The sequence below is a fragment of the Ottowia oryzae genome (assembly GCF_003008535.1).
GTDB lineage: Bacteria > Pseudomonadota > Gammaproteobacteria > Burkholderiales > Burkholderiaceae_C > Ottowia > Ottowia oryzae.
Window position 1 is genome coordinate 743,468 of record NZ_CP027666.1, and the last position, 16,559, is coordinate 760,026.

14 protein-coding genes are annotated in these 16,559 nt (G+C 66.9%); 8 read left to right on the forward strand and 6 right to left on the reverse strand.

Annotation, left to right across the window (positions count from 1 at the left end):
* The first annotated feature begins 73 nt into the window (after positions 1-73).
* From C6570_RS03515 to C6570_RS03535, 5 genes are all read left to right on the forward strand, one after another.
* Positions 74-1,129, forward strand: coding sequence for an SPFH domain-containing protein (locus C6570_RS03515; RefSeq protein ID WP_106701987.1), 1,056 nt, complete (start codon positions 74-76; stop codon positions 1,127-1,129).
* Between the two features lie 91 nt (positions 1,130-1,220).
* Positions 1,221-2,720: a DUF4178 domain-containing protein gene (locus C6570_RS03520; protein ID WP_106701988.1), complete on the forward strand. Its 1,500-nt coding sequence runs from the start codon at positions 1,221-1,223 to the stop codon at positions 2,718-2,720.
* A gap of 81 nt (positions 2,721-2,801) precedes the next feature.
* A complete protein-coding gene (locus C6570_RS03525) occupies positions 2,802-3,029 on the forward strand; it encodes a DUF350 domain-containing protein (RefSeq protein WP_106701989.1) in 228 nt (75 codons plus the stop codon).
* Positions 3,030-3,093: 64 nt separating this feature from the next.
* Complete coding sequence (gene rarD, locus C6570_RS03530; RefSeq protein WP_106701990.1) at positions 3,094-3,984, forward strand: EamA family transporter RarD; 891 nt, start codon at positions 3,094-3,096, stop codon at positions 3,982-3,984.
* Positions 3,985-4,135: 151 nt separating this feature from the next.
* The gene (locus tag C6570_RS03535) at positions 4,136-4,633 is read left to right on the forward strand and encodes a hypothetical protein (protein WP_245896287.1); all 498 of its coding nucleotides are present in this window, start codon (positions 4,136-4,138) and stop codon (positions 4,631-4,633) included.
* Positions 4,634-4,837: 204 nt separating this feature from the next.
* Here C6570_RS03535 and C6570_RS03540 read toward each other — a convergent pair whose 3' ends face one another.
* The 5 genes from C6570_RS03540 to C6570_RS03560 all read right to left on the reverse strand — a co-directional run bounded on the left by C6570_RS03540 (position 4,838) and on the right by C6570_RS03560 (position 10,347).
* A complete protein-coding gene (locus C6570_RS03540; protein WP_106704494.1) occupies positions 4,838-5,773 on the reverse strand; it encodes an ABC transporter permease in 936 nt (311 codons plus the stop codon).
* Positions 5,766-6,890 carry an ABC transporter permease gene (locus tag C6570_RS03545; protein WP_106701991.1) on the reverse strand — a complete coding sequence of 375 codons (1,125 nt, stop codon included), beginning with the start codon at positions 6,888-6,890 and terminating at the stop codon, positions 5,766-5,768. The genes C6570_RS03540 and C6570_RS03545 overlap by 8 nt, the downstream gene beginning before the upstream one ends.
* A complete protein-coding gene (locus tag C6570_RS03550; protein ID WP_211297639.1) occupies positions 6,874-8,445 on the reverse strand; it encodes an ABC transporter ATP-binding protein in 1,572 nt (523 codons plus the stop codon). Before C6570_RS03550 ends, C6570_RS03545 begins: the two co-directional genes overlap by 17 nt.
* Positions 8,446-8,508: 63 nt before the next feature.
* A complete protein-coding gene (locus C6570_RS03555) occupies positions 8,509-9,450 on the reverse strand; it encodes a BMP family protein (protein WP_211297640.1) in 942 nt (313 codons plus the stop codon).
* Positions 9,451-9,564: 114 nt separating this feature from the next.
* A complete protein-coding gene (locus C6570_RS03560) occupies positions 9,565-10,347 on the reverse strand; it encodes a 5-formyltetrahydrofolate cyclo-ligase (protein ID WP_106701993.1) in 783 nt (260 codons plus the stop codon).
* Positions 10,348-10,660: 313 nt separating this feature from the next.
* Between C6570_RS03560 and C6570_RS03565 the strand changes: the two genes are divergently transcribed.
* Positions 10,661-11,596, forward strand: a complete 936-nt coding sequence (locus tag C6570_RS03565; protein WP_106701994.1) for a LysR family transcriptional regulator — start codon at positions 10,661-10,663, stop codon at positions 11,594-11,596.
* 30 nt (positions 11,597-11,626) lie between these two features.
* On the opposite strand, the gene C6570_RS03570 is transcribed toward C6570_RS03565, so the two are convergent.
* Entirely contained in the window at positions 11,627-12,574 is a 948-nt protein-coding gene (locus C6570_RS03570) for a porin (protein WP_164675481.1), read from the reverse strand.
* Positions 12,575-13,022: 448 nt separating this feature from the next.
* On the opposite strand from C6570_RS03570, the gene C6570_RS03575 reads away from it, so the two are divergent.
* Both C6570_RS03575 and C6570_RS03580 read left to right on the forward strand, forming a co-directional pair.
* A complete protein-coding gene (locus tag C6570_RS03575; RefSeq protein WP_106704496.1) occupies positions 13,023-14,579 on the forward strand; it encodes a polyamine aminopropyltransferase in 1,557 nt (518 codons plus the stop codon).
* Positions 14,580-14,633: 54 nt separating this feature from the next.
* The gene (locus C6570_RS03580; protein ID WP_106701996.1) at positions 14,634-16,277 is read left to right on the forward strand and encodes an FAD-dependent oxidoreductase; all 1,644 of its coding nucleotides are present in this window, start codon (positions 14,634-14,636) and stop codon (positions 16,275-16,277) included.
* Positions 16,278-16,559 lie beyond the last annotated feature (282 nt).

Here is a 16,559-nt window from a genome sequence, read left to right on the forward strand (position 1 = left end):
CGGTGGTGTGGACACGGGCCGCCCTTATCATCGCCTCACGCCGGCCCCGGCGGGTTCACCAGGAGACACTGCCATGGCACTGATGGATTTCATCAAGAAGCAATTTATCGACGTCCTCCAGTGGACGGAGGACGACAACGGCACGCTGGCCTGGCGCTACCCCATGGCAGACATGGAAATCCAGAACGGTGCGCGGCTGGTGGTGCGCGAATCGCAGATGGCGATGTTCGTCAACGAAGGCCAGGTGGCCGACGTGTTCGGCCCCGGCACCTACCGCCTGACCACGCAGACGCTGCCGCTGCTGACCAACCTGAAAAACTGGGACAAGCTGTTTGAGTCGCCCTTCAAAAGCGACGTGTACTTCTTCAGCACGCGCCAGCAGATCGACCAGAAGTGGGGCACGCCCCAACCGATCACCATCCGCGACAAAGAATTCGGCGCCGTGCGCCTGCGCGCCTTTGGCAACTACGCCTACCGGCTGGCCGACCCGAAGAAATTCCACACCGAGATCTCCGGCACGCGCGAGCGCTACACCGTGGCCGAGCTGGACGGCCAGCTGCGCGGCCTGGTGATGCAGCAGATCAGCGTGGCCATTGCGCAAAGCAGCATCCCTTTCCTGGACCTGGCCGCCAACCAGCTGCTGTTCGCCCAGGCGCTGACGCAGGCGCTGGCGCCCGCCATGGAGGCCTACGGCCTGAAGCTGGAAGGCATGACGGTGCAAAGCATCTCGCTGCCCGACGAGCTGCAAAAAGTGCTCGATCAAAAGATCGGCATGGGCATGGTCGGCGGCGACATGGGCAAGCTGATGCAGTACCAGACCGCGCAGGCCATCCCCAAGATGGCCGAGGGCGTGGGCGCCGGTGGCGATGCTGGTGGCCTGGCCGGTGCCGGCCTGGGCATGGGCGCAGGCGTGGCGATGGGGCAAATCCTCGCGCAGAACATGCAGACGGCCCTACAGGGCGCCGCCCCGGCGGCCGGGGGTGCAGCGCCGGCAGCGGCACCCGTCGGCGTCAAGCCCGAGGACGTGATGGCCACGCTGGAAAAGCTGGGCGAGCTGAAGACCAAGGGCATCCTGACGCAGGAAGAGTTCGACGCCAAGAAGGCCGAGCTGCTGAAAAAGTTGGTCTGAAACTATGATTTTGATAGCTGCCAGCGCTGGTGGGTAGTGCGCTGGCGGCCTGAAAAGCTTGTAAACCGCAGTCCCTGAATACGCACCGTGCATGGCTGACCCCGTCGCCCAGCGCGTCTACCGCGCGCCCTGCCCAGGCTGCGGCGCGCCGGTGGTCTTTCAAAGCGCGCAGGCCACCCACGCCGTGTGCGCCTACTGCCACAGCATGGTGGTGCGCAGCGGCGAGGCGCTGCAGCGCGTGGGCCGCGTGGCAGAGCTGTTCGACGACCACAGCCCGCTGCAAATCGGCGCTGCAGGCCGCATCACGCTGGATGGCAGCGCCCAGCCTTTCACCCTGATCGGCCGCGTTCAGTACCTGGGCGATGCCGGCCGCTGGACCGAATGGACGGCCCTGCTGCCGGGCGGCAGCACCGGTACGCTGAGCGAAGACAACGGCGCCTACGTTTTCACCCGCCCGGTGGATGCGCCGCAACCCCTGCCCGCCGCGGGGCAGTTCACCGTGGGCGCCAACGCGGTGCTGGGCGGCAAGGCGTACAGCGTGGCCGCCAACCTGCGCGTGCAGGTGGTGTCGGCCGAAGGCGAGCTGCCCAACCGCCCCTCGCTGGAGCGCCCGTCGCAAGTGGTGGAGCTGCGCAGCGCCGACGGCGAAGTGCTGGCCATCGACTACGCCACCGACCCGCCCCAAGCCCAGCGCGGGCGCGCCGTGCAGCTGCCCGAGCTGGCCCTGTCCGGCCTGAAAACCGAATCGGCCAGCGATGACCGTGGCGTGCGCCAGTTCAGCTGCCCGAACTGCGGCTCGCCCATCTCGGTGCAATTGGCCAGCACGCGGGGCGTGACGTGCCCGCAGTGCCACCACGTGATCGACCTGAGCAGCGGGATCGGCGGCGAGCTGAAGCACGCGCGCCAGGCGCAGCGGGTCACGCCCGTGCTGGCGCTGGGCAGCACCGGCCGCTTTCAGGGCGAAAGCTGGCAACTGGTGGGCTTTCAGCGCCGCAGCGGCAGCATCGACGGCGAGGCCTTCAGCTGGGACGAATACCTGCTGTACCAGGCGCAGCGCGGCTTTCAGTTTCTGGTGGACGCCAGCGACGGCTGGAGCCTGGTGCGCCCCACCACCGGCGCGCCGGACTACACGCCCGGCGCCAGCACCGCGCGCTACCTGGGCCAGACGTACCGGCGCACCGACGCCTACGCCGCGCGCACCGACTACGTTGAAGGCGAGTTCTATTGGCCCGTGCAAGTGGGCGACCGCACGGCCAACACCGACTTCACCGCCGCCGGCGGCAACGGCGTGCTTTCGCGCGAGCAGAGCGGCAACGAAGTCACCTGGTCGCACGGCGAAAAGCTGCCCGCCGCGCAAGTCAAGCAGGCCTTTGGCCTGGGCACCGAGCTGGCGCGCAGCGGCCGTGCCGACGCCGCGCCGTGGACGCCCGACCTGTCGCGCGCGCTGATCATCTTCGCCGTGGTGATGGTTCTGCTGTTCATCCTGCTGGTGCTGATGGGCAGCTGCAGCGACAGCAGCGGTGGCGGCGGCAGCGTGCGCGGCGCTGGCGGCTCGTACGGCGGCTATTCCTCGGGCGGCAGCCACAAATGAGCCGGCCCATGCTTTATCAACGTACCAGCCGCCGCCACGCAGCGGCGCCTGGCTGCACCTACTCTGGAAGGAACCCCTGTCATGTTGGGCATTGAATGGCTTCGGCCCGCCGCGTTCGTCGGCTCCATCGTGTACGCGTTGATCGGCGTGGTGGTCTTCTGGGTGTGCTTCATCATCGTGGACAAGATCACGCCATACGACCTGTGGGCCGAAATCGTCGAGAAGCAGAACCGCGCGCTGGGCCTGGTCGTGGCCGCCATGTGCCTGGGCATCTCGATCATCGTGGCCGCCGCCATCCACGGCGGATGAGGTCTTTGCCCCCCGCGCGGCGCCCGGCCCCGCCCGCCCGTCGGTCGCCTGAAAGCGCCTGCGCATGAAAGGCGGCGTGCCCGCTGCGCTGCTGGCCTACGGCCTGTGGGGGCTGATGCCGCTGTACTTCCGCCTGATGGCGCCCGCCAGCGCGCTGGAGGTGGTCGCCCACCGCGTGGTGTGGTCGCTGGTGCTGCTGCTGGCCGTGCTGGGCGCCAGCCGCCAGTTGGGGGCGCTTAGGCGCCGGCTGAGCGCGCCGCTGCTCGCGCGCTTTGCACTGGCGGCGCTGCTGGTTAGCATCAATTGGGTGACGTATGTGTGGTCGGTGACGCACGAGCATGCGCTGGACGCCAGCCTGGGCTACTTCCTGCTGCCGCTGGTCAACGTGGGGCTGGGCGTGCTCGTGCTGGGCGAGCGGCTCAGCCGCGCCGAGTGGATCGGCGTGGCGCTGGCCGCGGCTGGCGTGGCCTGGCTGGGGTGGGCGTCGCCGCGCTTTCCTTGGGTGGCGCTTGTGCTGGCCTTCAGCTTCGGGCTGTACGGCCTGGTCAAGAAGCGCGCCACGCTGGCGGCGGCCGAAGGCATGGCGCTGGAGACGGCGCTGATCGCCGTGCCCGCGCTGGCCGTACTGGCGTGGCTGGGCACGCGCGGCGAACTGGCGTTTGGCCACGTCTCGCGCGGGCTGGACGCGCTGCTGATCAGCACCGGCCTGATGACCACCGTGCCACTGGTCGCCTTTGCCTACGCGGCGCAGCGCCTGTCCATGGCGGCGCTGGGCATGCTGCAGTACATCTCGCCATCGCTGCAGTTCGCCCTGGGCGTCTTCGTGCTGCATGAGCCGATGGAGCCGCGGCGGCTGGCAGGCTTCATCACGGTGTGGGCCGGGCTGGCCGTTTTCAGCGCGGCGGCGCTGGCCAAGCGGCGCCGCAGCCGCCCAGCGCTGTCTCAGAGCGCCTGAGTGCATTGATCGCCCCGCCGGTGCGCACCCCGTCACGCACCGCCTGTCGGACAAGGCCGCGAGTTGGCGCCACGGACTTGGGCCGGACACGCTGGCGATCTAGGATGGCGCGGTTCTGCTTTTTTGGCCCACCTTAACGGAGGTTCCCCCCATGGCCCTGCTCGACACCCTGCAACAAATCCTGGCCAACGCCACCAACCCCAATCCGCAGCATGTGGACCAGATTTCGCGCGAAGCACCCAAGGACCAGCTGGGCGCCGGCGTGGCCGATGCCCTGCGCTCGGACCAGACGCCCGAGCTGGGCGACACGCTGTCCAATCTGTTCGCCAATGCGTCGCCGCAAGACCGTGCCGACATCCTGAACATGCTGACTGAAAAATTAGGCGCAGGTGCCCTGGCCGGTGTGGCCGGCGGCGCGCTCGCGGGCCACGAAGGCACCAGCACCCCGCAGGTGGACGCCACCAAGGCCAGCCAGGTCACGCCCGACCAGGTGCGGGACGTGGCCGTGGCCGCCCAGCAGGGCGAGCCGGGCATCATGGACCGCATCGGCAACTTCTACGCCGAGCACCCTGACCTGGTCAAAACCCTGGGCGCCGGCGCGCTGATGATTGCGCTGGCGCGCTTCAAGAACAACAACATCGGTCGCTGAGGTGCCGGCCTCGCGCCACATGTTGTGGGGCCGTTGCGCCGGAATATCGGCGCAGTCGAACTGGCCGCCAGCGCCCTGTAGTCTGCGTTAACAGCTATAAATTATATAGTTGGCGGCGTCTGTGTAAGGGCAGGCGCGCCAGTTGCGCGCAAGGTCGTTTGGGCCAGCTTTCCGTCTCTGCGCTTGCTTCGGCGCGCTGCACGCTCAGTTCTCAAGTGGCTGCATCAGCGCGCGCGGCTGGCGGGTCGAGCGGCCAAACACGCCGCATATCGCCAGGAGTGCAAGCACATATGGGAAGGCCAGCAGTACTTGGGGCGGCAAGCCCCACCCGCGCAGCTGGAGCGACAGCTGCAACGCATCGGCCGCGCCAAAGAGTAAGGCCGCCAGCGCGACGCGCCCGGGGCTCCAGTGCCCCAGGATGACGATGGCCAGGGCGATGAACCCCTGCCCCGATACGATGCCGTCGCGAAACAAGCCCACTTCGCACACCATCAGGTAGGCGCCTGCCAAGGCGGCGGCCACGCTCGATATCAGTACACCCGCGTACCGCGTCTTGACCACGCTGATGCCGGCAGCATCGGCAGCGCGGGGGTTCTCACCCACGGCACGCACGGACAGGCCAAACCGCGTTCGGTACAGCACGAAGCTGGCGAGTGCGGCCAGGCCCAAGGTGGCGTACAGCAGCGGCGGCTGGCCAAACAGCGCCGGGCCCACCAGGGGCAGCTTGGCAAGATCCTGCTGCCACGCGGCGGGCTCCAGCATTGGCACGGATTCGCTGAACCCGGCCGCCACGGCCTGCCGGTACACAAAGCTTGCCAGCCCCAGCGCCAGCAGGTTGAACACGATGCCCGTCACGACCTGGCTGGCGCGTGCGCTCACGTACATCCAGCTGAGCAGTAGGCCGCAGACCAGGCCCACGCCTGCAGCGGCCAGCAGGCCCACCCAAGCAGAACCCGAACCGGCTGCGCCCAGGTAAGCGCCCAAAGCGCCCAAAAGAATCACACCTTCGATACCAATGTTCAGCACACCGGCGCGCTCTGACAACACTTCGCCCAGCGCCGCCAGCATCACCGGCCCTGCCAGGCGGACAGAGGCCGCCAGCCAGGTCGTGAAGAACGCAACGTCCACCCAGTTATCCACGGCCAACCCCCTGTGCCAGCGTGCCGCCTTCGCGGGAAGCGCGCCCGCGCCACACGACGCGCCAGCGCAAGACCACCGGGCTGGCCAAGACGAGCAACACGATCAAGGCTTGAAGAATGAACGTAATGGACGAAGGCGTGCCGGTGGCGCGCTGCATGGCATCTGCCCCCACGCTCAACCCGCCGTAGAGCAGCGCTACCGGCACCACGCCCGCAGGGTTCAAGCGCGCAAGCAGGGCGACGACGATCCCGATGAACCCAATGCCGCCGCTCATGCCATCCATCAGCCGGTAATGCACCCCCAGCACCTGCGCCAACCCTGCCAGCGCGCCCAGTGCACCCGCCAGCATGGCCGCCTGGAGCTGTCGCCGCCCAACGGCAATACCGCCATAGCGGGCAGCGCGGGGGCTCAGCCCGCTCAGCACCATTTCGTAGCCCAAGGGCGTCTTGCGCAGAAGCAGCCACACCAGCGCAGCGCTCGTCAAGGCGATGAAGATGCCCGCGTGTGCCCGGCTGCCTTCCATCAAAAGCGGCAACCAGCTGTTCTCGGGCAAACGCGCGCTTTGCGGCAAACCGCCCGGCGCACGCAGCGGGCCTGAAACCAGGTACTGCACCAACAGCAAGGCGATGTAGTTGGTCATCAGCGACATCAGCACTTCACTGCCCCCCCACCGTATGCGCACCCAACCCACCAGGCCCGCCCACGCCGCGCCAGCCGCCGCGCTGGCCGCGCCGCACAGCAGAAGCATGGGCAGCCGGGGCCAGTCCTCCAGCACGCCGCCAGGATTGCCGTGCAACGCTATGGCCGTGCAGGCTGCGGCACCGACGACGAAACAACCTTCAAAACCCAGATAGCCGAAGCCCGTGCGCCAGGCCACGATGGTGCCCAACGCGATCAAGATCAGCGGCGTGGCCCGCACCACCGTGTAGCCGATGCCGCGCTCGGTCGCGAACGCCTCCGCCATCAACGAGGCGTACGCCTCCAGCGGGTTTACGCCGACCATGGCAAACAGCGCCGCACACACCACCAGCGCCAACAGCACGGCGCCAACCGCAGCCGATGTGACGGCAAAGCGCGACTGGAGAGGTTCCAGGCGGCGTTCAATGGCCAAGGGCATGCGCCGCCTCCGCTTCTGCCAGATCGCCACCCGCCATCAGCAAGCCAATGCGTTCGCGCAGCCCCGCGCTGGCATCGTTGGCCAACACCTGGACGATGCGGCCCTCGTACATCACTGCGATCCGGTCTGACAGGGCGAAAAGCTCCTCCAGCTCGGCAGAGATCAAAAGGATGGCGCTGCCGTTGTCGCGCGCACTGCGCATTTCGTGCCACACCGATTCGATGGCACCCACGTCCAGCCCACGGGTGGGTTGCTCGACCAATAGCACTTTGGGGTTTAGCAACAGCTCGCGGCCCAGAATCACCTTTTGTAGATTGCCGCCAGATAGGCTGCCCGCCGCCACGTCGATGCTGGCAGCGCGCACGCCGAACCGATCGACGAGGGTCTGTGCATGCGCCCGAATCTGGTCCTCGTCGCGCCACCACCCGCCCAAGCGGCACAGCCGCCGCTGCATGCCAAGCAGCGCGTTCTCGCCGACCGACAGTTCCGGCACCGACCCCACGTGGCGTCGGTCTGCAGGTACGTACGCCAGACCGGCTCGGCGGCGCTGGGCCACGGTGAGGCTCTCGAGTGAAACGCCGTCCACCTCGACAGCGCCCTCGTGTGAGGGCCGTAAACCCATGATGGCTTCGGCCAGTTCAGATTGGCCGTTGCCGTCGACGCCGGCGATACCGAGCACCTCGCCCGCGCGAACTTCCAGGCAGGCCCCGCGCACGGCGTTGGTGCCGCTGTCGCTGGCGGCATGCAAGGCGCGAACGGCCAGCACCGCCTGTCCCGGCGATCCGGGGGTGTGCCGGGCGTCCAGCACCACATCGCGCCCCACCATGCAGCGCGCGAGTTCTTGCGGCGAAGTGTCTTTGGTTGGAAAGCACTCCACCGTGCGGCCTGCACGCATGACCGTCACGCGCGAAGCAATCTCCATGATCTCGTGCAGCTTGTGCTTCACGATGATGATCGATCGGCCTTGCTTGGCCAGGGAGCGCAGCACCGCGAACAGGCTGTCCTTTTCGCCAGGCGTGAGCACCGCCGTCGGTTCGTCCAGGATCAGCAGCCGAGCATCTCGGCACAGGAGCTTGAGGATTTCCACGCGCTGCTGCACGCCGATGGGCAAGTGCTCGATCTTCGCGTCGGGATCGACCGCCAGGCCATACCGCTCAGCGGTGGCTGCCAAGTGGGCGCGCGTTTGGGCCAGGCTCCAGGGCGTACCGGGCGGTTGAGTCAGTGCCACGTTCTCCGTCACGGTCATGGGCGCCACCAACATGAATTCCTGGTGCACCATCCCGATGCCGTTGGCCATGGCGTCGGCGGGCGAGTGCAGTTGCAACAGACGCCCGTCCAGTTCAACCTTGCCCGCATCGGCTTTCTGCATGCCGTAGAGGATCTGCATCAACGTGCTCTTGCCGGCACCGTTCTCACCCAGCAGCGCATGGATTTCACCTTGCGCTACTTCCAGGGTGGCCCCGTCGTTGGCCACAACACCTGGAAAGCGTTTGACGATGCCACGCATGCGCAACCAGCTTGGCGCCAATGCCTCGGGCTCATTCAATGTCTGCATAGCTGATTGCGCGTGGCACGCCGGAAAGCCAATGGCTTGCCGGCAGCGTGATCGTCGGAGGGGTTAGCGGAGCAAGGCCGAAACGTCGATCTTGCGCGCGGCCACGTCTTTCCAGATGGCCTCGAACTTGGCCCAGGCGGCGGCACTGATGATGGTGGGGTTATGGTCGCCCGCGCTACCGGCGCGCGTCGACCACATCTGGGCCACGGTGGGGCGCCATTCCTTGCCGCCCGCGTAGGTGCCCGACGCCACGCTTTGCGACACGGTCTGCACCATCTTGCCCAGCTCCATCTGAAAGCTTGTGCCGATCACCGAGGGCGCGATCGCCGTCTGGTCTGAATAGCAGCCCAGGGCTTTCACCTTCGCGGATGCAGCTGCCTGCAGGGCACCCAGCCCGGTCTCGTTGGCGGCATGCCAGATCACGTCGGCCCCGTTGCCAATCAGCGTCGCGGCCGCCTGCCGTCCTTTCGCTGCGTTGCCGTATTCACCCGTCACGATGCCCATGCCCTTCACGCTGGGTACCGTGCGCTGGGCGCCCATCACAAACGCCTTGAGCATGTTTTGCTGGGTGGGGTTGTCACCGCCGCCGACAAAGCCTACGGCCTTGGCGGCTGGAGAGATCAGCGCCGCCAGTGCCCCTGCGCAGTAGGCGGCATCAAAGTACGCCAGGTCGGCGTACAGAATGTTCGTGGGCACCTTGGGCTGCGGCAGGAACGAAGAGACGAAGAACTTGGTTTTGGGATAGTCCGGGGCAATCTCCAGCAGGGGGCTGCCGTACTCATAGCCGTGCCCAATCACCAAGTCGTAGCCATCGTCGGCGTAGCCGCGCGCCACCTGGGGAATCTGCGCCTGGGACACGTTTTCGACGAAGCTGGCCTTGAATGCGGCGTCCTTTTGCAAGGCGGCAATCCCCTGGTGGGCCAGCTGCCCCCAGCCGCCGTCGGAGATGCTTCCGGACAGCAGAAGCACCACCTTGGTTTTCTGCGCTGCCAGCACGGAAGACATGGAAGTCGCGGCTGCCGAACCTACCAGGCCGAGCGAAAGACGATGGAAATCGCGGCGGGAGAAGATGGTCATAAATACCCCTGTCGGTAGAGAAGATGCGTGGTAAAGAGGGAATCAATGGGCCTTGCTGGCAACCAGGCGGTGTTTCAGGTCGAGCAAGAACGGAATGTCCCGGATCTGATCGTCCTGAACCACATCCCATGCCACACCACTCGGCTGTGGGAAAGGTGAATGCGTCTGGATGATTCGCTCTGGCGTCGCGATCCAGTCCAGGGCAGAGTCGTGCGCCAGCATCTCGATGCGGTCGTTGTCCACAACTTGGACTTCATGCACCGTGGTGACGATTTGTGCATGCGCTGGCACTTTGCCCAGCTCGCGGAAGATACCCAGTTCCAAGTCGGCAAAGCCGCCGCCCTTGCCAGTGCGGCCGCCTTGCGCAGTGACCGCCACGCAGCCGACCACGATCACGTCCATGGGCTCCATTTCCTCGAAGTGGACGGGCTTGCCCACCTGCACCGCGCCCTGTGAGGTTGCTGCCAGCTCGAAAGAAATGTCATCGCGCTTGAGCTCTTCCGGATCCAGGCGAACGAATGGGAAGCCTTTCACCAGTTCGGGCACCGGTGTGTACAGGATCTTGCCGTCGTACAGCGCCCGAAGCCTCACGGGAATCTGGGGTGGATCAGGGTTGCACTTCACGATGCGCGCGTCGGTCCAGAACGCTTGCTGGCTCAGTTTTTGTGCGGCTACGTCGGCACCGACGAAGTTGGGGATGCGGCTGAACACCGGCCCTACGTTCACGTGGTGGTCGATCAGCTGTTGCCAGACGTCTTCACGCAATTGGTCTTTGCCGCTGTGTCGTCCTTGCCAGCGGGCGGCTTCTTCATGGTGATAGCTCATAGGTTGCCTCGTCAATGGATGAAGGCAGTCTAGAAGGCCCTTGGGCGCCAGCCCATCGGGTGGCGCTTATGTAGTTCATGCCAGCCAGCCGAGGTCGGGCAACCGGATGTTGGATTGCACTCCGGTGGTGCAGAAGACCGGCGGCAGCGCACATCGAATAGGCGCAGGCTTATTGCGCGCACCAACTAGGGACGAACAAGGCCTGATGCGCGCGCGCTGCCGCGTGGCAGTGCGCGCTGCTTCGAAATCTGGCAGCACATGCGACGTGTGGCCGGGCAGATTTCGCTGCGGATATCCCTAGAATCGATTCCATATGCAAATCCACGGTGCACTCACGCTCCAGCTGCTTCATACCCTGGACGTGCTCTTGCGCACACGCAGCGTGTCGCGCACGGCCGACGAGTTGGGACAAACGCAGTCTGCCGTCAGTGTCTCGCTGCGCCGCCTCCGTGAAGTGCTGAACGACCCGTTGCTGGTTCGCAGCGGCAGCCACCTAGTGCCCACCACCCGCGCATTGGCCATGGAGCCGCGCCTTGCGCAGCTGCTGGCCGAGATGGGCCAGATGCTGCGCAACAACACCGGCTTTTCACCCGAGACATCGACGCGGCAATTCACGTTGGCCACGGCCGACTGCATGCAGTCGTTCTTCTTGCCGCTGCTGGTGCGGCACCTGCGGGTTGTGGCGCCCAACATCCAGCTGCGCCTGCGCCCGCTGACTGCCCAGTTCGATTTCTCGGTCGCGCTGGAAGAAGGTGCGCTGGATGCGGTGGTGGGGAACTGGCCCAACCCACCGGCGCATCTGCGCCAGCGCATGCTGATTGAAGACCGCATGATTTGCCTCATGCGCCCGGGCCACCCTCTGGCGGACCGGGACGCGCTGGATCTGGCCACCTACCTGCAACTGGACCACGTCGCGCCAGAGCCTTTTTTGTCCAACACGCCAGGCCCGGTGGATGGCGCATTGGCGCAGCTTGGCGTGAAGCGGCACATTGCGGTCACGGTGCCCGAATTCGGCCTGGCCAGCTACCTCGTTGCCGATTCCGACCTGGTGTTCACAAGCAGCAGCCACTACGGGCAGCACTACGCCGATCTGCTGGGGTTGTTGAGCGTTGACGCACCGGCCGAGCTGGAGCCCATGCGCTTTTACCTGCTCTGGCACGACTGCGCGCAGCTTGACCCTGCGTCGGTCTGGCTGCGCCAGCAAATCGCTTGGGTGGCTGGCGAGCTGGGCGGGTTCCGCGCGCCGTGAACGCGCGCAGGGCGGTGCAGCCCTGCCGGTTCAGAAGCGGTGGCGAATGCCGATGTTGATGCCCGTCTGGCTGCCGTTGGGCTCCACGCTGCCGCTGAAGGACTGTGTGTCACCGTTGCGGTTGGTGAGGCGGGCCACATAGGCATAGAAGCCGGTGCGTTTGGACATCTCATAGTTCAGCAGCACGCGCGCAATGGCGCTGCCGCCGCTGGCATCTTTGACGGTCCGGCGCAGGTAGTCCGCCCCGATGGTCCAGTTCGGCAAGAACGAATAGTCGGCCCCGAGCATTGCCACTTTGGCAGACGCTGCACCGGTAGCGCCAGGCCGCGAATCCATGTACGCCGCGCGGATCAGCACGGGTTCGATCTTGAAGCTGCCTGCAACGATCGCCAGCTTGTCCGCCTTTGCGGCGGCTACGCGGCGCGTCTGGCTGTAACTGGCAAACAGAGACACCGGGCCGCCCTGGTAGGTCAGCCCTAGCTCGCGGACACCGTCTGTCTTGGTGTTGTCGTTGGCCGTTTCCTGCTTGCTGTAGATCGCACCGGCCTGCATGCCTGCAAAGGTGGGCGACGTGTACTTGACCGCGCTCGGATAGGTTCTGTCGAAGTTGCCGAACTCCGGGAATATGTAGGCCGAGAAATTGTTGAACCGGTGCACGCTCCATGCGTCGTCGGTCACCGACCAGACCCGGCCGATCACCAATTGACCGAAGCCGCCTTCCAGGCCCACGTAACTGCTGCGGTTGAAGGCCAGGCCACCGCCCTTTGCGCCCGAGCCGTCTGCCAGGTTCAAGCCGGCTTCCAGCTTGAAAACTGCGGACAGGCCGCTCCCCAGATCTTCTTTGCCTTGAAAGCCGATGCGCGACGGCGCATCCTGCCCGCTGGCAAAGCGCGTCTGGTTGGCGCCGCCGCCGCGGTAAATGCCCACGCCGGCGTCGGCAAGCCCATACAGTGAAACCGTCGACTCGGCATGGCTCAAGCCGGGCAGGCAAGCGGTGGCGATGGCGGCCAGGGCAAATGCGCCCCGTGGCTTCAGTAAGCTGGTTTTCATGTTGGTTGTTCAAACAGTGGGTGAATGGGATGTCGCGTGCCGGCCTGGCTGAAGTCAGTCTAGGAACGCGGCCTGGCCCTCGCCAGCGCACTGGCGCCATAGAGTCCATCGCGGCGCGCACATGTCCTGGTCGCTAGCTCCGAAATTGCCCAGCCGCGGTGCGCTGGCACCCAAGCCGTGCGCTGAACAAGGCGAAATTGGTGCGAACAGCTGGGCCCGGTGGCCATAGCACCGCCAGTGCGTGGCTCGCGACCCACACCTTCTGGTAGGTCGGCTGGCGGCGGGTTCGCGGAGTAGGGCTCGCCGCGTCGGTGGGTCACGCTACAGTCGCGCTGAAGTGACTCAGCCATCTGCCCCAACCGGACTTGCCGACGACCTGCCGACCCCAGCGGCTGCGGGCCCTGTGTCGGCGGCGCACCCCGTTCACATCGCCCTGCTCGCCAGCGTCTTCGTCGTCGCCGCGTGCGGGCTGCTGTACGAGCTGGCCGCCGGCGCCATCGCCAGCTACGTGCTGGGCGATTCGGTGCTGCAGTTTTCCACCATCATCGGCAGCTACCTGTTTGCCATGGGCATCGGCAGCTACCTGTCGCGCTTTTTTGACCGGCAACTGCCCGCCCACTTCCTGCGCATAGAACTGCTGGTGGCGCTGGCCGGCGGCCTGCTGCCGGTGGCGCTGTTCCTGGCCAACGCGTACGCGCCGGGCGCTTTCCGCTGGCTGCTGTACGGGCTGGTGCTGCTGGTGGGCACGCTGGTGGGGCTGGAGATTCCGCTGGTCATGCGCATCCTGCGGCGCAACGTGCAGCTGAAAGAGCTGGTGTCGCAGGTGCTGACCTTCGACTACCTGGGCGCGCTGGCCGTGTCGCTGGCCTTTCCGCTGCTGCTGGTGCCGCGCCTGGGCTTGATCCGCACCGGGCTGCTGTTCGGCCTGCTGAACGCGCTGGTGGCGGTGTGGGCGCTGTGGCTGTTCCGGCATGAGCTGCGCCAGTGGGGCGCGCACGCCATGGCCTGCGCGCTGACGGTGGCGCTGCTGGCCGCGGGGCTGGCGGGCGCCGGGCAGATCACCACGCTGACCGAAGACAAGCTGTACGCCGACCGCGTCGTCTTTGCCGAAACCACGCCCTATCAGCGCATCGTCGTCACCCACAACCCGGGCCAGGGGCGCCCTGGTCATCGCCTGTACCTGAACGGCAACCTGCAGTTTGCCGAGCGCGACGAATACCGATACCACGAAGCGCTGGTGCACCCCGCCATGGCCGCCCACGGCGCGCCCAAAAAGGTGGCCGTGCTGGGCGGTGGCGACGGCATGGCCGTGCGCGAAATCCTCAAATACCCCAGCGTGGAAAGCATCACCCTGGTCGAGCTGGACCCGGCCATGACCCGGCTGTTTCGCGATCAGCCAGAGCTGGCGGCGCTGAACGGCGGCGCGCTGAAATCGCCCAAGCTCACCATCGTCAACACCGACGCGTTTCGCTGGCTGGAGCAGAGCCAGGACAGTTTTGATGTGATCGTGGTGGATTTCCCTGACCCCACCAACTTCAACATCGGCAAGCTCTACACCCTCAGCTTCTACGCCCTGCTGGAGCAGCGCCTGGCCGCCAGCGGCTACGCGGTGGTGCAGACCACCTCACCCCTGGTCGCGCGGCAAAGCTTCTGGACCGTGGTGCAAACCATCGAAGCGGCCGGCCTGCGCACCGCGCCCTACCACGCGCACGTGCCCAGCTTTGGCGAATGGGGCTTCGTCATCGCCAGCCGCCGCCCCTGGCGCCTGCCGAGCCAGCTGCCACCGGGCCTGCGCTACCTCACGCCCGCCACGCTGCCGCTGCTGTTCGACTTTCCGGCCGACATGGCGCGCGTGCCTGCGCAAGTCAACCGCCTGTCCAACCAGGTGCTGGTGCACAGCTATGAAACCGAATGGGGGCGGGTGCATGAGTGAGCGGCCCGCGCGCAGCAGCGGCGCAGCGCTGCCCGCTTCGCCGCGCATCGCTGCATGAACACGCCGCCGCGACGCCGTCAGGTGCTGCGCGCGGGCGCGGCGCTGGCCGGCTGGGCACTGGCCGGCTGCACGCCAGACGCCACCGCGCACATCGAAGGTGGCTTCACCGGCACCTCGCCCGAGCGCGGGCACTTGCTGCGTGAGGCGCGTGCCGCGCGCCAGCCCGACGTCACCCACCGCACCCACACCCTCATCGCCGGCGGCGGCATTGCCGGGCTGGCGGCGGCGCGGGCGCTGCGCCAGCGCGGGCACGACGACTTTGCGCTGCTGGAGCTGGAAGACGCCCCCGGCGGCAACAGCCGTGGCACGCAGGTCGGCGGCATCGCCTGCCCGCAGGGCGCGCACTACCTGCCGGTGCCGGGCGACGACGCGCGCGAGGTGCAAGACCTGCTGGAAGAGCTGGGCCTGCGCCGGCGCGTGGCGGGGCGCTGGCAGTACGACGAGCGCCACCTGTGCCACAGCCCGCAGGAACGCCTGTTCTTTGAAGGCCATTGGCAGGAAGGCCTGCTGCCCGTCGAAGGCGTGGGCGCCAGCACCCTGGCGCAGTACCGGCGTTTTGCCGCGCTGGTGGCCGATGCGCAGCGGCAGGCGCACTACGCCATTCCGGTGCTCAGAAGCACGCTGGCGCCCGCGCAGCTTGCGCTGGACGCTATCACTTTCAAAGCATGGCTGGACCAACAAGGGCTGACCGACCCGCACCTGCGCTGGTACCTGGACTACGCCTGCCGCGACGACTTCGGCGCGGGCAGCGCCACCGTCTCCGCCTGGGCGGGGCTGCATTATTTCGCCAGCCGCCACGGCTTTCATGCGCCGGGTGAGAACAGCGACGAAGCGCCCGACGCCGTGCTCACCTGGCCCGAGGGCAACGGCTGGCTCAGCGCCCGGCTGGCGGCGCCGCTGGACGATCGGCTGCGCACCGGGCGCGTGGTGCTGCGCATCGCGGCCGAGCGCGAGGGCGTGGTCGTCGATGCGCTGGACGTGGCGGGCAACCGGCTGGAGCGCTGGCACGCCCGCCAGGCCATTGTCGCCTTGCCGCTGCACGTGGCCGCCCGCGTGGTGCAGCCGCTGCCCGACGCCCTGCGCCAGCGCGCCGCCCGCCTGCGCAGCGCGCCCTGGCTGGTCGCCAACCTGCGCCTGCGCGCACCCCTGGCAGATCGGCGCGGCGCCGCGCCCAGCTGGGACAACGTGCTGTACGGCAGTGCCGGCCTGGGCTATGTGGACGCCATGCACCAAAGCTTGGCCCCCGTGCCCGGCGCCACCGTGTTGACCTGGTACCGCGCCCTGGGCGACGAGCCCGGCGCGCGCGAGGCGCTGCTGAACACCCCCTGGGCCAGCTGGCGCGACGCCATCCTCGCCGAACTGGCCCCCGCCCACCCCGACCTGGCCAGCCAAACCCAGCGCATCGACATCGTCCGCTACGGCCACGCCATGGCCGTGCCCGTGCCTGGCGTTTTGAGCCAAATCGCCCCGTGGCGCACGTCAGGCAAGCGCCAACAGCTATTGAAAGCAGAGCATCTGCCAGTGCCGCAATTTGCCGAAGCGCCGCGCCTGCGGTTCGCCCATAGCGACTGGGCGGGCTATTCGGTGTTTGAAGAGGCCTTCACGCTGGGCCACGCGGCGGGGTTGGCGTCGGCGTGAAATGAAGCGCAGGGCTGCACGGCGTGCACGCCCTCAAGCTTCACGCCTAAGTCGCCGCACTTGCGTTTCGACGTTCAGCACCGCATAAGCCGAGACAAGCCCTTGTCCGACACCCCCGGGGGCAGGGCGCAGCTAGAGTCAAACCCATCCAGCGATGGCGCTTGGCGCAAGGCTTTAAGCCCTGTTTAAGGTGCCCGGCTGAACCGCAGCAAACTGTCACTGCAGCTACACACATCTTTACCGAAGCGCCATCATTTTTCTTGGAACTATCGCGATCATCCA

Excerpts from the sequence above, each read along its gene's own strand:
- C6570_RS03520 (WP_106701988.1), top strand. The coding sequence starts at position 1,221 with ATGGCTGACCCCGTCGCCCAGCGCGTCTACCGCGCGCCCTGCCCAGGC.
- C6570_RS03535 (WP_245896287.1), top strand. The coding sequence starts at position 4,136 with ATGGCCCTGCTCGACACCCTGCAACAAATCCTGGCCAACGCCACCAAC.
- C6570_RS03515 (WP_106701987.1), top strand. The coding sequence starts at position 74 with ATGGCACTGATGGATTTCATCAAGAAGCAATTTATCGACGTCCTCCAG.
- C6570_RS03550 (WP_211297639.1), bottom strand. The coding sequence starts at position 8,445 with ATGCAGACATTGAATGAGCCCGAGGCATTGGCGCCAAGCTGGTTGCGC.
- rarD (WP_106701990.1), top strand. The coding sequence starts at position 3,094 with ATGAAAGGCGGCGTGCCCGCTGCGCTGCTGGCCTACGGCCTGTGGGGG.
- C6570_RS03580 (WP_106701996.1), top strand. The coding sequence starts at position 14,634 with ATGAACACGCCGCCGCGACGCCGTCAGGTGCTGCGCGCGGGCGCGGCG.
- C6570_RS03560 (WP_106701993.1), bottom strand. The coding sequence starts at position 10,347 with ATGAGCTATCACCATGAAGAAGCCGCCCGCTGGCAAGGACGACACAGC.
- C6570_RS03555 (WP_211297640.1), bottom strand. The coding sequence starts at position 9,450 with ATGTCTTCCGTGCTGGCAGCGCAGAAAACCAAGGTGGTGCTTCTGCTG.
- C6570_RS03545 (WP_106701991.1), bottom strand. The coding sequence starts at position 6,890 with ATGCCCTTGGCCATTGAACGCCGCCTGGAACCTCTCCAGTCGCGCTTT.
- C6570_RS03565 (WP_106701994.1), top strand. The coding sequence starts at position 10,661 with ATGCAAATCCACGGTGCACTCACGCTCCAGCTGCTTCATACCCTGGAC.
- C6570_RS03525 (WP_106701989.1), top strand. The coding sequence starts at position 2,802 with ATGTTGGGCATTGAATGGCTTCGGCCCGCCGCGTTCGTCGGCTCCATC.